General features: G+C 65.4%; 18 protein-coding genes. 5 read left to right on the top strand and 13 right to left on the bottom strand.

The features are described from left to right. Positions 1-5: 5 nt before the first annotated feature. Positions 6-638, bottom strand: coding sequence for a YqgE/AlgH family protein (locus tag EP380_RS03055; protein ID WP_127596443.1), 633 nt, complete (start codon positions 636-638; stop codon positions 6-8). A gap of 153 nt (positions 639-791) precedes the next feature. Here EP380_RS03055 and EP380_RS03050 point away from each other — a divergent pair, with 153 nt between their 5' ends. Both EP380_RS03050 and EP380_RS03045 read left to right on the top strand, forming a co-directional pair. Next, positions 792-1,616 carry a protein-disulfide reductase DsbD domain-containing protein gene (locus tag EP380_RS03050; RefSeq protein WP_238719688.1) on the top strand — a complete coding sequence of 275 codons (825 nt, stop codon included), beginning with the start codon at positions 792-794 and terminating at the stop codon, positions 1,614-1,616. 85 nt (positions 1,617-1,701) lie between these two features. Continuing rightward, positions 1,702-2,187, top strand: coding sequence for a peroxiredoxin (locus EP380_RS03045; protein ID WP_106571234.1), 486 nt, complete (start codon positions 1,702-1,704; stop codon positions 2,185-2,187). A gap of 26 nt (positions 2,188-2,213) precedes the next feature. Here EP380_RS03045 and rnhA read toward each other — a convergent pair whose 3' ends face one another. The 11 genes from rnhA to coxB form a co-directional block, all read right to left on the bottom strand. Then, the gene (rnhA, locus tag EP380_RS03040; protein WP_106571235.1) at positions 2,214-2,678 is read right to left on the bottom strand and encodes a ribonuclease HI; all 465 of its coding nucleotides are present in this window, start codon (positions 2,676-2,678) and stop codon (positions 2,214-2,216) included. Beyond that, complete coding sequence (locus EP380_RS03035) at positions 2,675-3,643, bottom strand: homoserine kinase (RefSeq protein WP_127596440.1); 969 nt, start codon at positions 3,641-3,643, stop codon at positions 2,675-2,677. Before EP380_RS03035 ends, rnhA begins: the two co-directional genes overlap by 4 nt. 10 nt (positions 3,644-3,653) lie before the next feature. After that, positions 3,654-4,655, bottom strand: a complete 1,002-nt coding sequence (gene ispH / locus EP380_RS03030) for a 4-hydroxy-3-methylbut-2-enyl diphosphate reductase (RefSeq protein ID WP_127596437.1) — start codon at positions 4,653-4,655, stop codon at positions 3,654-3,656. Between the two features lie 49 nt (positions 4,656-4,704). Further along, positions 4,705-5,475, bottom strand: a complete 771-nt coding sequence (locus tag EP380_RS03025; protein WP_127596433.1) for an SURF1 family protein — start codon at positions 5,473-5,475, stop codon at positions 4,705-4,707. Continuing rightward, positions 5,462-5,851 (bottom strand): DUF983 domain-containing protein, encoded by a 390-nt coding sequence (locus tag EP380_RS03020; RefSeq protein WP_127596430.1) that lies wholly within the window; start codon positions 5,849-5,851, stop codon positions 5,462-5,464. The genes EP380_RS03025 and EP380_RS03020 overlap by 14 nt, the downstream gene beginning before the upstream one ends. 297 nt (positions 5,852-6,148) lie before the next feature. Further along, positions 6,149-7,036 carry a cytochrome c oxidase subunit 3 gene (locus EP380_RS03015; RefSeq protein ID WP_106571240.1) on the bottom strand — a complete coding sequence of 296 codons (888 nt, stop codon included), beginning with the start codon at positions 7,034-7,036 and terminating at the stop codon, positions 6,149-6,151. A 1-nt stretch (position 7,037) separates the two neighbouring features. Further along, positions 7,038-7,676 carry a cytochrome c oxidase assembly protein gene (locus EP380_RS03010; RefSeq protein ID WP_106571241.1) on the bottom strand — a complete coding sequence of 213 codons (639 nt, stop codon included), beginning with the start codon at positions 7,674-7,676 and terminating at the stop codon, positions 7,038-7,040. Then, positions 7,673-7,831 carry a hypothetical protein gene (locus tag EP380_RS23485; RefSeq protein ID WP_164749733.1) on the bottom strand — a complete coding sequence of 53 codons (159 nt, stop codon included), beginning with the start codon at positions 7,829-7,831 and terminating at the stop codon, positions 7,673-7,675. Before EP380_RS23485 ends, EP380_RS03010 begins: the two co-directional genes overlap by 4 nt. A 1-nt stretch (position 7,832) precedes the next feature. Then, positions 7,833-8,777, bottom strand: a complete 945-nt coding sequence (locus tag EP380_RS03005; protein ID WP_106571242.1) for a heme o synthase — start codon at positions 8,775-8,777, stop codon at positions 7,833-7,835. Between the two features lie 72 nt (positions 8,778-8,849). Beyond that, a complete protein-coding gene (gene ctaD / locus EP380_RS03000) occupies positions 8,850-10,502 on the bottom strand; it encodes a cytochrome c oxidase subunit I (protein ID WP_106571243.1) in 1,653 nt (550 codons plus the stop codon). 38 nt (positions 10,503-10,540) lie between these two features. Continuing rightward, positions 10,541-11,413 (bottom strand): cytochrome c oxidase subunit II, encoded by an 873-nt coding sequence (gene coxB, locus EP380_RS02995; protein ID WP_420845832.1) that lies wholly within the window; start codon positions 11,411-11,413, stop codon positions 10,541-10,543. A gap of 406 nt (positions 11,414-11,819) precedes the next feature. Between coxB and EP380_RS02990 the strand changes: the two genes are divergently transcribed. Further along, the gene (locus tag EP380_RS02990) at positions 11,820-12,281 is read left to right on the top strand and encodes an invasion associated locus B family protein (protein WP_238719703.1); all 462 of its coding nucleotides are present in this window, start codon (positions 11,820-11,822) and stop codon (positions 12,279-12,281) included. 57 nt (positions 12,282-12,338) lie between these two features. Here the strand turns inward: EP380_RS02990 and EP380_RS23480 are convergent, their stop codons facing one another. Next, complete coding sequence (locus EP380_RS23480; protein ID WP_164749732.1) at positions 12,339-12,509, bottom strand: hypothetical protein; 171 nt, start codon at positions 12,507-12,509, stop codon at positions 12,339-12,341. Between the two features lie 108 nt (positions 12,510-12,617). Here EP380_RS23480 and tldD point away from each other — a divergent pair, with 108 nt between their 5' ends. Both tldD and cobB read left to right on the top strand, forming a co-directional pair. After that, positions 12,618-14,021 carry a metalloprotease TldD gene (tldD, locus tag EP380_RS02985; RefSeq protein WP_127596786.1) on the top strand — a complete coding sequence of 468 codons (1,404 nt, stop codon included), beginning with the start codon at positions 12,618-12,620 and terminating at the stop codon, positions 14,019-14,021. A gap of 238 nt (positions 14,022-14,259) precedes the next feature. Next, positions 14,260-14,979: a Sir2 family NAD+-dependent deacetylase gene (gene cobB, locus EP380_RS02980; protein ID WP_106571247.1), complete on the top strand. Its 720-nt coding sequence runs from the start codon at positions 14,260-14,262 to the stop codon at positions 14,977-14,979. Positions 14,980-14,989 lie beyond the last annotated feature (10 nt).

The following is a 14,989-nucleotide window of genomic DNA, read 5'->3' as shown; positions in this document are numbered from 1 at the left end:
GAAACTCAGGCGTGACCGGAAAAATTGCTCAAATGGGCGACGTCGATACCGAGCGAGGCCAGGACGCGGTCATATTTGCGCTCGATGTCGCCATCGAACAGAAGCTCTATGTCCACCGGACAGGTCAACCAGCCATTGTCGACGATCTCCTGCTCGAGCTGGCCGGCCCCCCATCCCGCATAACCGAGCGCCATGATGGCGTGGCGCGGGCCTTCGCCTTCGGAGATGGCGCGCAGGATATCGACGGTGGCGGTCAGGCAGACCTCGTCGGACACCGGGAGCGAGGATTCGACCACGTAGTCGTCGGAGTGGAGAACGAAACCGCGACTGCGATCGACCGGACCGCCATTGCGCACCAAAAGGTCGCGCGCGGAGGGAGCGAGGCGGATCGCCTGCTTTTCGTCGACGATGCCGAGCTGAACGAGCAGGTCCGCGAAGCGCAGCGACTGGGACTGGTTGATAATCAGCCCCATCGCGCCTTCTTCGCTGTGGGCGCAGACATAGATGACGGCGCGCGCGAAACGGTCATCCACCATGCCCGGCATGGCGATCAGGAAATGATCGTCGAGAAAACCGCCCGCCCCGCCGGCATTGCCGGGCGGCGTGCTCGATTTTCCCTTCTGGCGCAACACATCCATAATCAAAGCCTATCGCGTTTCCGCAATTCTTGAAAGACGGTTTGAAATCCGGCGCCATCGCCCGCCTTCACGCAGAAATGACGGCAGATGATCGTCGTGCGGATTGAAGTCCGGGCCGATTGGCGACACTGATGGGACGATGGGAGGAACCGCTTGAAACCGATCATGTCCGCCGCGCTGTTGCTCGTCCTGGCCGTCCCGGTCGCCGATCGCGCGCGGGCCGCGTCGAGCGAGACGTTTCGAACCGACGGCGCCACGATCCGCCTGCTGACGACCGGGCTCGCCGACGACGACGGCATGTTGCGCGGGGCGCTTGAAGTCGATCTCGAACCGGGCTGGAAAACCTATTGGCGCGACCCCGGCGCCTCGGGCGTGCCGCCGCAGATCACCCTTGACGGCAGCCTCAACGTGGAGAGCGCGCGGCTCGGCTATCCGGCGCCGCAATGGCACGAGGACAGCTACGGCGCCTGGGCCGGCTACGACGTCCCGGTCCGGTTTCCTGTGGTTTTCACGGTCGGGGCGCCCGACCGCTATGCGCTGATCGAGGCCGACATCTTTCTCGGCGTGTGCCGGGATGTCTGCATTCCCGTTCAGGCCAGGCTCAGCGTCGAACCGGGCAGCGCGCCCGACGCGCCCGCCGACAAGGCCGCCGTCGAGGCGGCGTTCGCGGCCCTGCCCGCCCCCGCCGGCGACGGTTTCGGCGTCACGGCCGCCCGCCTGGACGACGCGGTGCTGATCGTGGAGGCGACCACCCCGCTCGACAGCGGCGAGGCCGCTTTGTTCGTCGCCGGCGCACAGGGCTACCTGTTCGGCGCGCCCCGGATCGACAGGGCCGAGACGGGCGCGCCCGCACCTGGCCGCACAGTGTTCCGCGTGCCGGTCCTCCAGGGTCCGCAGACCGGCGCGGCACCGCTGACCGCCGCCTATACGCTGGTGACGCGGATCGGCGCGGTCGCGGGCGAAATCAACCTGCCCTGATCAATTCGGCGCTGGACATGACCGCCACGCGCATTATGTGATCTCGGCAGACGTCACTTCACAGACACTTTCCGGAGGGATTTTCATGACAATATCGGTCGGCGACAAGCTGCCTGACGCCACGCTCAAGGCGATCGGCGCCGATGGCGCCAAAGACACCAGCGTGGCGGAGCTTTTCGAGGGCAAGACGGTGGTGCTGTTCGGCGTGCCCGGCGCGTTCACGCCGACCTGCTCCAACAACCACCTGCCCGGCTATCTGGAAAATTACGACGCCATCCTGGCGCGCGGCGTCGACACGATCGCCGTCGTCTCCGTCAACGACCAGCATGTGATGACGGCCTGGGCGCGGTTTTCCGGCGGCGAAGGCAAGCTGGTCTATTTGGCCGACGGCAATGGCGATTTCACGCGCGCGCTCGGGCTCGACATCGACCTGTCGATCGCCGGGCTCGGCGTCCGTTCCAAGCGCTATTCGATGATCGTGGACGACCGCACGCTGCGCACGCTCAACATCGAGACCAGCCCGGCCGAGGCCGTGGAATCGGGCGCGGCGAGAATTCTCGAACAGCTTTGAAACGGCCGGCCGGCCGCGGTCATCGTTTACCCGCGCGCCGGCGCGGCACGCCGTGCCGGCCTGACCTTGACGAGCGCGGCGCGGGCGAGTTCGTCGGCGCGCTCGTTCTCGGCGTGGCCGGCATGGCCCTTCACCCAGCGCCATTCGACCGTGTGGCGGCGGCGCGCCTCGTCCAGCGCCTGCCACAGCTCAACATTCTTGACCGGCTTCTTGGCCGCCGTCTTCCAGCCATTGCGCTTCCAGCCGTCGATCCAGCCGGAAATACCGTCGCGCACATAGACGCTGTCGGTGGTGAGCACGACCTGGCAGGGCTGCTTGAGCGCGTTCAGCGCCTCGATCGCCGCCATCAGCTCCATCCGGTTGTTGGTGGTGTGGGCCTCGCCGCCCGACAGCTCCTTTTCGGTGCCGTTGAAGCGCAGGATCGCGCCCCAGCCGCCCGGCCCGGGATTGCCCGAACAGGCGCCGTCGGTGAAGATCTCTACCTTTTTCATGACGATTCGAGCCCGTATTCGGAGGTCGCGCGGATGTGGCGATGGAAGCGCAGCCGGCGGATGAATTCGCTCGGGTCGCGCTTCTGCACCAGCGCGCCGTCGGGAATCGTCAGCCAGTCGTAAAGTCGGGTCAGCATGAAACGCAGCGCCGAGCCGCGCGCCAGCAACGGCAGCGCCTCGCGTTCGGCCGGCTCGAGCCGGCGGACGCTCTGGTAGCCGGCGAGGAAGGCCCGGCCCTTGGTCAGATTGAAGGCGTTGTCGGTTTCGAAACACCACGCATTGAGGCAGGTCGCCACGTCGTAGGCAAACATGTCGTTGCAGGCGAAATAGAAATCGATCAGGCCGGACAGCCGGTCGCCGAGGAAAAACACGTTGTCGGGGAAAAGGTCGGCATGGATGATGCCCGACGGCAGGTCCGACGGCCAGTCGCGCTCGAAGGCGGCGAACTCGGCGTCGATCTCCTCCACCAAGCCGGCCTGGAAGGAATCGGCGCGCGGCCTGGCCTGCAGCCAGAGCCGTTTCCAACCGTCGACCGACAGCGCGTTCTTGCGGCCGAGCTTGAAATCGGCGCCGGCGAGATGCAGGGCGGCGAGCGCGGCGCCGACGGCGCGGCAATGGGCGGGCGTCGGCCGACGAACCCAGATGCCTTCCAGGAAGGTGATGATGGCGGCCGGACGGCCGGCCAACTCGCCGATCAACCCGCCGTCCCGGCGCTCGACCGGCAGCGGGCAGGAAATGCCCTTTTGGGCCAGATGCTGCATAAGGCCGAGGAAGAACGGCAGATCGGCAACCTCGACCCGACGCTCATAAAGGGTCAGAATATAGGTTCCGACCGTGGTATGCAGGTAGAAATTGGAGTTCTCGGAGCCTTCGGCGATGCCCTTGTAGGACATCATCTCGCCAAGCCGGTATTCCTGCAAAAAGGCGGCGAGCTCGACCTCGTTGATGTCGGTGTAGACGGCCATCTGGCAGGGCTCAGCCGTTGACGAAGGCCATGTCGGCCCGGGTCAGTTCAACATCGCGCAAGGCGCGCATGACGGGGAAATCCTCCGTCTCGGTGGCGGTGACGGCAAGCTCCACGGTCACGTCGAAGCGGTCGCGAAAGGCTTCCACGATCTCGTTGACGATGATTTCGGGCGCCGAGGCGCCGGCCGACAGGCCGAGCGTGCGGATCGGGCCGATCTCGTCCCAGGCGATGTCGGCGGCGCGCTGCACAAGAAGCGCGCGCTTGGCGCCCGAGCGCTCGGCAACCTCGACGAGCCGGCGTGAATTGGACGAATTCGGCGCGCCGACGATCAGGAACAGGTCGGCACCGGGCGCGGTCTCCTTGACCGCCTCCTGGCGGTTGGTGGTGGCGTAGCAGATCGATTCGGCGGCCGGGGCCTGGATGGCGGGAAAGCGCCGCTGCAACGCGCCGACAATGCCGGCCGTGTCGTCGACCGACAGCGTCGTCTGGGTGACGAACCCGAGCGCGGCCGGATCGGCCGGCGCGAAGCGCGCCACATCCTCCTCGGTCTCGATCAGGCTGACGGCACCGTCGGGCAACTGGCCCATCGTACCGATGACCTCGGGATGGCCGGCATGGCCGACCAGCACGACATGGCGGCCGAGCCGATGGTGACGAATCGCCTGTTTGTGGACCTTGGACACCAGCGGACAGGTGGCGTCGAGATAAAACAGCGCCCGCTCGGCGGCATCGCGCGGCACCGATTTCGGCACGCCATGGGCGGAAAACACCACCGGACAGTCGCGATGCTCGTCCGGTATCTCGTCGATCTCCTCGATGAACACCGCGCCCAGATTCTGCAGGCCCTCGACCACGTAGCGATTGTGGACGATCTCGTGGCGCACATAGACAGGGGCGCCGTATTTCTTCAGCGCCAGAACGACGATCTGGATGGCGCGGTCGACGCCGGCGCAAAAACCGCGCGGCTGGCACAGCCGGATGGTCAGCGGATGCTTGTTGGATTCGGGCATGGGTCGATCACCTTCCTGCCGCGGACATGATGCGCCGCACCGGTGCCTGTCAAGGGCGGCGGGCTCGATCCTCGCGCCTTATGCGAACCAGCCAGACGCCGACGACACCGGCGAGCGCCGCCGCCAGGCCGAACCAGGTCACAGCGTATTGCAAGTGGTTGTTGGGCATGCTGATCAGCGTCACGCCGCCCACCGGCAGCCCGCCCGGATTGGGATTGTCGTCGGCGTCGACGAAAAACGGCACGATCTCGGTTCCCTCCGGCAGGCCGGCGGTGGCCGCCATCGCTTCGATATCCTTCCAGTAGAAGATGTTTTTGGCGGGTTCGTTGTCGGGCAGGATCGAGGACGGTTTTTGCGCCAGCCGGTCGCGCGCCAGTCCGGTGACGGTGAGCGCGCCCGTCACCTGCCCCTCGCCGCGCGTGGCGGCCGGCTTGCGGTCGAAGGGGACGAAGCCGCGATTGACGAAGACGGCCGAACCGTCGGCGCGCAGCAGCGGCGTATAGACGAAATAACCCGACGCGCCTTTCCAGGTGGCGAAGAAATGGCGCTCGCCGGAATGCAGGAAGCGACCGCTGACGCTGACCGGCAGATATTCGATATCCTGGCCCGCCTCATGCGCGGCCAAAACCTCGCCGAAGGCTGCGGGCGGCCGGTGGATGCGCGCCTCGATGGTGGCGAGCAGGCCTTCCTTCCAGGCCAGGCGCTGAACCTGCCAGACGCCGAGCGCGCACAGGATGGCGAACAGGACGAGTGCCGCCAGCACGACCTTCCACGCCGAAGGCGCCGCCCGCGCGGGAACCGGCGTATCAGTCCTCGCCATGGTCGAGCCGCCCTTCCCGGGCCTTGTTGGCATATTGCAGATTGATCAGAACGCCCTTGAACAGGCGCAGCGGCACCAGCGAGCCGACGACGGCAAGCGGGATCCACAGCCAAAAATGCAGCCATAGCGGGGGCCCGAACGACACTTCCGCCCACAGGGCGAGGCCAACCACCAAAAAGCCGACGATCAGGATGACGAATACCGCCGGGCCGTCGCCGGCATCGGCGAAATCGAACCCCAGACCGCAATTGCCACAGTTCTCGTTCACGTTGAGATATCCGGAAAAGAGCCGTCCCTCGCCGCAGCGCGGGCAGCGCCCCTTGAGGCCGGCGCCGATCGGCTCGACGGGCGGATAATGCGCCTTGTCCTGGCTCATAGCCTGGTCTCGCTCGAGGTGGCGTTGTCTGGCATGGTCCGGATTTCATCCATCTGCGCATCGGCTCCGGCGCCGAAAGTCCGGTCCAGCTCCGCCGGGACCGGGTCCGGCATTCCGAACCGTCCGGCCGCCATCTATCACGATCGGGCCGCCGGGGTCGACGCCCGCCATTGTCGCAGCCTCGCGGAGCGGCGCCGGGATATGGCGGAGCGTTCCCCCGTCCGGCGCGCGCAAAAGGAAGCGACAAAAAGGAACGGCCGCCCGAAGGCGGCCGCTTCACATTCTGGCCGGCGCGCGTCAGTGCGCGGCGATCGTCGCGCCGGACGATGCCCACACATAGATGCAGGCGAACAGGAACAGCCACACCACGTCGACGAAATGCCAGTACCAGGCGGCCGCCTCGAAGCCGAAATGCTGCTTGGAGGTGAAGTCGCCGCGCATGGCGCGCAACAGGCACACCAGCAGGAAGATCGTGCCGACGAAGACGTGGAAACCGTGAAAACCGGTCGCCATGTAGAAGGTGGCGCCATAGATGGAATCGCTGAAGGCGAACGGCGCGTGCATATATTCGTAGACCTGGACGAAGGAAAACAGCACGCCGAGCGCGACCGTCAGGGCCAGGCCCCAGACCAGGCCCTTGCGGTCGTCGTGCAGCAGCGCATGGTGCGCCCAGGTGACCGTCGTGCCCGACAGAAGCAGGATGATGGTGTTGTAGAGCGGCAGGTGGAAGGGATCGAGCACCTCGATGCCTTCGGGCGGCCACACGCCGCCGGTATATTCGGCGCGCGCGACCTGGGCGGCCTCGTTGGGAAACAGGCTGGCGTCGAAGAACGCCCAGAACCAGGCGACGAAGAACATCACCTCCGAGGCGATGAACATGATCATGCCGTAGCGCAAATGCAACGACACCACGCGGGTATGGTGCCCCTCATGCGCTTCCTTGATCGTGTCCGACCACCAGGCGATCATCGTGTAGAGGACGAGCGCGAGACCGATCGCGAAGATCCAGTACTTGGCGCCGGCAAGGTCCATGCCGAAAAAGGGCAGCGTGCCGCTGCGCATGCTCTGCATCCAGGCGACGCCGCCAATCGCCATGATCAGCGCGCCCACAGAGCCGATGAACGGCCAGGGGCTCGGGTCGATAATGTGGTAATCGTGTTGCGGTTTGGCGTGTGCGTCAGCCATGTCAGCCCCCGAGCTTGGTCGTCTCGTTCGTCGTTGCGTCTGTCGCTTCGCCCACGGGCGAAGCAGCGACGGGTTCGTCCCCGTCAATGGAGAAGAAAGTGTAGGACAGCGTGATGGTCTCGGTGTTCTTCAGTTCCGGAACGTTGACGATTTCCGGATCGATAAAGAAAACCACCGGCATGTCCATGGTCTCGCCCGGTTTCAGCTCGGTGTCGGTGAAGCAGAAACACTCGACCTTGTTGAAATAGGCACCCGCCGTCGGCGGCGAGACGTTGAAGGTCGCGCGCCCGCGCGCCGGCGCCTTGAACATGTTGCGGGCGGTGTAGGAAATCTGCGCCGTCTCGCCGATGCGGATCTTCACGTCGCGCTGAACCGGCTTGAAGTCCCAGGGCAGATCGCTGGCGACGTTGGCGTCGAAACGGATCGTGATCTCGCGATCCAGAATGGTATCGGAATATTGCTCGACGCGCTGGGTCGTGCCGCCATAGCCGGTGACCTGGCAAAACAGCTGATAAAGCGGCACGGCGGCGTAGGCCATGCCGATCATGCCGACGAAAAACGCCAGACAGGCCGTGGCGATGACGCGGTTGGAGCGTTCGGTTTTGTCGCCGATCGGTTTTTTCTCGCTCACGGTCGTCATAGCGCACGCTCGAAGATGGCCGGGCCGAACTTGGCGATCGTGGCGAAGTAGAAGATGGCGACCAGCGCCGCCAACGCCAGGCCGATGGCGATGGAACGCGCACGACGTGCCTTGGCCTGGGCCGGACTGAGGACGAGACCCTTTTTGTCGCTCATGTCAGCCTCCGAATCCGGCGATGCGACCGGCGACGGTGTCGATCAGGAACGCGGCGAAGATCGCGAACAGATAGACGATCGAATAGGCAAACAGCGCCTTGGCCGGCTTCATGGCACGGTCGTCGTCGGCCATCGCGAACACGCGCCAGGCATGCCAGGCAAAACCGGCGCCGAGCGCGACGGCCAGCACGCCATAGGCCGCGCTGGCGAAACCCAAGGCCCACGGCGCGGCGCCGACCGGCGCGATCAGCAGCGAATAGGCTAGGATCTGGCGGCGGGTGGCGGCCGCGCCGGCGACATTGGGCAGCATTGGAACGCCGGCCCGCTCGTAGTCGCCGGACTTGAACAGGGCGAGCGCCCAGAAATGCGGCGGCGTCCACAAAAAGATGATCAGGAACAGGATGACGCTTTCCAGGCTGACGGAGCCCGTCGCCGCGGCCCAGCCGATCATCGGCGGGAACGCACCGGCCGCGCCGCCGATGACGATGTTTTGCGGCGTCCAGCGCTTCAGCCACATCGTGTAGACGACGGCGTAAAAGAAGATGGTGAAGGCGAGCAGGCCGGCGGCGACCCAATTGACGATCACGCCCAGGGTCATGACCGAGAACGCCGACAGGACGAGACCGAAAACCAGCGCCTCGCCGGCAGCAATGCGCCCCGAGGGCACCGGCCGGTCGGCGGTGCGCGACATCACCAAGTCGATGTCGGCGTCGTACCACATATTGAGCGCGCCTGACGCGCCGGCGCCGACCGCGATCGCCAGGATCGCGACCAGGGCGATGAACGGGTTCAGCGTTCCCGGCGCGGCGACCAGACCGACCATCGCCGTGAAGATGACAAGCGACATCACCCGCGGCTTCAAAAGCGCGAAATAATCGCCCGGCGTCGCCTCCGAGAGGCGCACGCCCGCTTCCGAGGCGGAAATATGGTTGTCGACGATAGCCATGAAAACGCTGTACCGCTTTGTCCCTTTGAGCGAAGCCGCCGGCGAACCGACGGCTTCGTTTTCTGCCTGTGCCTACTTGATCCTCGGCAGCTCTTCCCACTGGTGGAAGGGCGGCGGCGACGGCAGCTGCCATTCCAGGGTGGTGGCGCCCTCGCCCCACGGATTGGCGCCGGCGACGCGCTTCTTGCGGAAGGCTTCGAACACGCCGTAGAGGAAGATCACCACGCCGATCGCGGCGATATAGGAACCGTAGGAGGAGACCAGGTTCCAGCCCGCGAAGGCGTCGGGATAGTCGATATACCGACGCGGCATGCCGGCCAGGCCGAGGAAGTGCTGCGGGAAGAAGATCAGGTTCACGCCGATGAAGGTGACCCAGAAATGGGTACGCGCGATCAGCGGCGAGTACATGTAACCCGTCATCTTGGGGAACCAGTAATACCAGGCCGCGAAGATCGCGAACACGGCACCCAGCGACAGCACGTAGTGGAAGTGAGCCACGACGTAATAGGTGTCGTGGAAGGAGCGGTCGAGGCCGGCATTGGCGAGCTGAACGCCCGTGACGCCGCCGACGGTGAATAGGAAGATGAAGCCGATCGACCACAGCATCGGGGTGCGCATGGAGATCGAGCCGCCCCACATCGTGGCGATCCACGAGAAGATCTTCACGCCCGTCGGCACCGCGATCACCATGGTGGCGAACACGAAGTAACGCTGCGTGTCGAGCGACAGGCCGGTGGTGTACATGTGGTGCGCCCACACGATGAAGCCGACCACGCCGATGGCGACCATGGCGTAGGCCATGCCGAGATAACCGAAGATCGGCTTGCGCGAGAAGGTCGACACGATGTGGCTGACGATGCCGAAGCCCGGCAGGATCAGGATGTAGACCTCGGGGTGACCGAAGAACCAGAACAGGTGCTGGAACAGGATCGGGTCGCCGCCGCCCTCGGGTGCGAAGAAGGCGGTGCCGAAGTTGCGATCGGTCAACAGCATGGTGATGCCGCCGGCCAGAACCGGAAGCGACAGCAACAGCAGGAACGCCGTGATCAGCACCGACCAGGCAAAAAGCGGCATCTTGTGCAGCGTCATGCCCGGCGCGCGCATGTTGAAGATGGTGGTGATGAAGTTGATCGCACCGAGGATCGACGACGCGCCGGCGATGTGCAGCGACAGGATGACGAGATCCATCGCCGGGCCGGGCTGACCCGACGTCGACAGAGGCGGATAGACCGTCCAGCCGCCACCGGCGCCGAGAGCGCCGGCAGGTCCGGGCACGAACATCGACATCAGCAACAGAATGAAAGCGGGCGGCAGCAGCCAGAACGAGATGTTGTTCATGCGCGGGAAAGCCATGTCCGGCGCGCCGATCATGATCGGCACCATCCAGTTGGCGAAACCGCCGATCAGCGCCGGCATGACCATGAAGAAGATCATGATCAGGCCGTGGCCGGTCGTGAACACGTTGTACATGTGCTTGCCGGCATCGAGGGCGGCGTCGCCCTCCACGCCGTAGACCATGGCGGCGAGCCCGTGGAAGATCTGGATGCCCGGCTCGGCGAGCTCCCAGCGCATCATCACCGACAGGAAGCCGCCGATGATGCCGGCACAGATCGCGAAGATCAGATAGAGCGTGCCGATGTCCTTGTGATTGGTGGAATAGACCCACCGCGTCCAGCCATAGGGCTTGTGGTCGTGGTCCGCATCGTGAGCTGCAGCGCCTGCCATGTTACGCTCCGTTTCCCTTATTCTGACCGTTCGCGGCGTTATTCGCCGGCGGCCGCAACCTTGGTCTGCGCATCCGTCGCCGCCATCAGCGCCTTGTTGGCGCCGGCGAGATCCGAGCGCGCGGCGGCGAGCCAGGTGTCGTACTGATCGGCCGAGACCACCCGGATGGCGATCGGCATGAAGGCGTGATCCTTGCCGCAAAGCTCGGAGCACTGACCGTAATAGATGCCTTCCTTCTTGGCCTTGAACCAGATTTCGTTGATCCGGCCGGGAACCGCATCGGTCTTGACGCCGAAGGCCGGCACGGCGAAGGCGTGAATGACGTCGCTGGCCGTCACCAGAATGCGGACCGTGGTGTCGACGGGCACAACCACCTCGTTGTCGACGGCCAACAGGCGCGGATAGGTCTCACGATCCTCCTTGCCGAGCGCGGCGCGACCGTCCTCGGCCAGCATCAGCGAGGAAAAGGAAAGCGGCTCCTCCTCGGTCTGATACTCATAATCCCAATACCACTGAACGCCGGTCGCCTTGATGGTGATGGCGGGGTCCTCAGGCGGAGAATACTGCGCCGACAGGAGCTGGAAGGACGGCACCGCCAAGAACAGCAGCACCACGACCGGACCGACCGTCCAGATGACCTCGATCAGCGTGTTGTGGCTGGTACGCGACGGGTTCGGATTGGCGCTCGCCCGGTATTTTACGATCACCCAGCCAAGCAGCAGCATGACCAGCACGGTGATCGGCAAAATGAACCACAGCGTATAGATCTCGAACCAGGTGGTCTGCTCCATGATGGAGGTGGCCGCCGGCTGAAAACGCGTCTGCCAGGGGGTCGGCTGCGCGGCAAGAGCGGGGGCGGCTGCCATACAGGCCGCCAAGCCGGACAGGATCGCCAGGGGCTTTCTTATCACGCTCATCTTCTCCTCGATCGGAATGCGCAGCCTGTGTTCCGGTGCGCGCAGGTCTGCCGGGTCAGGGACCCAGCCATGATGTCGGCCGTTAAAACCATACTCTCCCGACATCTGCAAGGAAGCCCGCCCCGCGATCCATGCGGCATTTTTGCGCGAGCGGCAAATTGGCGCCGCGCCGGCCTGACGGGGCGGCACGGACGGCGCCAGACCGGCGGTGAAACGGTCCGGCGTCGCATTTCCGGCGGATTTCACGGGCACTTGGCCAGGCGAATCATCGGTTCGCTGCCGAAAAGCCCTGCTTTGAATGGCACCGGGCGCACGATAGATTCAGGTGATTCGCCATGGAGCCCTCATGCTGACCTTGTCCGTACGCCTTTTCGCCATCGCCGCGGTCTCGGCCGCCAGCATGATCTTCCTGCCGCAAGGCCACGCCCAGCAAGGCGGCACGGTGCGCTCGACCCACGGCGCGTGGTCGATCATTTGCGACGTGCCGGCCGGGGCGACCGGCGAGCAATGCGTTTTGATGCAGAATGTCGTCGCCGAGGACCGACCGGAAGTCGGGCTTTCGGTGGTTGTGCTGAAGACGGCCGACAACAAGGCCGAGATCCTGCGCGTGCTCGCCCCGCTCGGCGTGCTGCTGCCCAACGGGCTCGGGCTGAATGTCGACGGCGAAGATATCGGCCGGGCCTATTTCGTGCGCTGCTTCCAGGACGGCTGCTACGCCGAGGTGATTCTGGAGGATCAGCTGCTCGACACGTTCAAATCCGGCACCGCGGCCACCTTCATCGTCTTTCAGACGCCGGAAGAGGGCATCGGCATTCCGGTCGACCTGACCGGCTTTTCGGAAGGGTTCGAGGCCCTGCCCTGACCCCTCGCGGTCGCGCAGGACCGACGCCGTGCCGGGACCGGTCCGGCGATGCGCCGTTCAGCGGCGCAGGCCGACATGAATGCCGAGACCGCCGGCCATGCCGAGCCCCGCGCCGGCCAGCGCGTAGTCGCTTCCGAACGGCAGCCCGGTCGCCAGCCCCGCCAGGGCGCCAACGACAACCCAGAAGAGCAGATTTTTTACGCGTCCGGCTTTGTGCCTTTTCGTCATCCTTGCCCTCCCTCGCGGGCTCGTGGGTGAAAGCCTTGCCCGCGCCCTCTATATAAGCGAGGAAGCCGAAACAAACCCACCCGAGGGAGCCTGCGCGTGTCCGCCCCATTGCTGGAAAAATTCGACATCCCCGAAACGGCCGTGAAGCGGCTGGTCGCGAACGCCATCCAGGGCGCCGATGACGGCGAGCTGTTCGTGGAATATTCAGAAAACGAGGCGCTGGTCTTCGACAATGGCCGGCTGAAGACGGCCAATTTCAACCAGGACCAGGGCTTCGGCCTGCGCGCGGTGGCCGGCGAGGCGACCGGCTACGCCCATTCGAGCGAATTTTCCGAACACGCGCTGGCGCGCGCCGCCGACGCGGTCTCGGCGGTCAAGGCCGGCTATTCGGGCCGGCTCGCCACACCGCCGGCGGGCACCAACAGGCGGCTTTACGGCGACGAGAACCCGATCGCGGCGCCAGACTTCGCCGAGAAGGCAAGGCTGCTGCAGGAGATCGACGCGTGGCTGCGTGCCAAGGACCCGCGTGTGCGCCAGGTCACAGCCTCGCTCGCCGCCTCGTGGCAGACCGTGGAAATCCTGCGCGCCGACGGGCATTTGGTGCGCGATGTCCGGCCGCTGGTGCGGCTGAACGTGGCCGTGGTGGTGGGCGACGGCGACCGCCAGGAAAGCGGCTCGCACGGCATGGGCGGGCGCAAGGGGTTCGGCGCGTTCGTGGCCGAGACGTCGTGGAAACACGCCGCCGACGAGGCGTTGCGCCAGGCGCTGGTCAATCTCGAGGCCAAGCCGGCACCGGCCGGCACGTTCGACATCGTGCTGGGCGCGGGCTGGCCGGGCGTCATGCTGCACGAGGCGGTCGGCCACGGGCTGGAAGGCGACTTCAACCGCAAGAAGACCTCCGCTTTCGCCGGCCTGATGGGCCAGCAGGTGGCCGCCCGGGGCGTGACCGTGGTCGACGACGGCACGATCGCGGAACGGCGCGGCTCGCTGACCATCGACGACGAGGGCACGCCGAGCGGCCGCAACGTGCTGATCGAGGACGGCAAGCTGGTCGGCTATATGCAGGATCGGCAGAACGCCCGGCTGATGGGGGTTGCGGCAACCGGCAACGGCCGGCGCGAATCCTACGCGCACGAGCCGATGCCGCGCATGACCAACACGTTCATGCTCGGCGGCGATGCGGAGCCGGCCGAGATCATCGCCTCGGTCAAGGACGGCGTCTACGCCGTGTCCTTCGGCGGCGGCCAGGTCGACATTACCTCCGGCAAATTCGTCTTCGCCTGTACGGAAGCCTACCGGATCGAAAACGGCAAGGTGACCCACCCGATCAAGGGGGCGATGCTGATCGGCAACGGCCCCGACGCCATGCACCGGGTGACAATGATCGGCAACGACATGAAACTCGATACCGGCATCGGCATGTGCGGCAAGGCCGGCCAGGGCGTGCCGGTCGGCGTCGGCCAGCCGCATTTGAGAATGAACCAGATGACGGTCGGCGGCACGCAGACGTGATCGGCCGGACGCGGGACCGGCGCGTGCCTTCACTCCCGTACCAATTCGAGTAGAGGTTCGAACGAATAGAGCGTCGGCCGCCGGCCCGATGCCGGTTCTGCGCGCTAAAGTCCGCTTTTCTCTCACGTTCAGACGGCGCGGTTTCTTGTCTATCCGGAATGGATAATGTTGATCGACAAATGCTGCTGTGCCTCATCCTTGAGACACAAGCCGGTTTTTCTCTCGATGAAAGCCCAAAATGATAGACAAAATCGCGCCGCCTCCAGCCATCGTCATCCTCACCGGGGCCGGGATTTCGGCCGAATCGGGCATCGACACGTTCCGCGACGAGGGCGGGATCTGGTCGAGGGTCGACTACCGCGACGTCGCCACGCCGCAGGGGTTCGCGCGCGATCCCGAACTGGTCCAGGATTTTTACAATCAGCGCCGGCGCGGTCTTTCCGCGGTCGAGCCGAATGCGGCTCATTTCGCGCTGGCCGAACTGGAACGGGGATTTTGCGACGACTTCCTGCTTGTGACCCAGAATATCGACGACCTGCACGAACGGGCCGGCTCGCGCGCCCTGGTCCACATGCATGGCGAACTGGGCAGCGCGCTGTGCGCCAATTGCGGCCAGCGCCACCGATGGGGCGGGGACCTGTCGCGGACGACGCCCTGCCCGTCCTGCGCCACGGCCGGCTCTCTGCGGCCGGACGTGGTGTGGTTCGGCGAGATGCCCTACTGGATGGACCGGATCGAGACCGCGCTTGCGCGCTGCGACCTGTTTTTGTCGATCGGCACCAGCGGCAATGTCTATCCGGCGGCCGGTTTTGTCGACATCGCCCGCGAGGCCGGCGCGCATACGGTGGAACTCAATCTCGAACCGTCGCAGGGTGCCACGCAGTTCGCCGAAAGCCGGCACGGAAGGGCGACCGAAATCGTGCCCGACTATGTGCGCGGGCTGCTCGCCGGCCGCTGAAAGGCCGTCG

Origin of the sequence: Nitratireductor alexandrii (genome assembly GCF_004000215.1) — a bacterium.
Lineage (GTDB): Bacteria > Pseudomonadota > Alphaproteobacteria > Rhizobiales > Rhizobiaceae > Mangrovimarina > Mangrovimarina alexandrii.
This window is presented reverse-complemented; position numbering and strand designations above follow the sequence as displayed.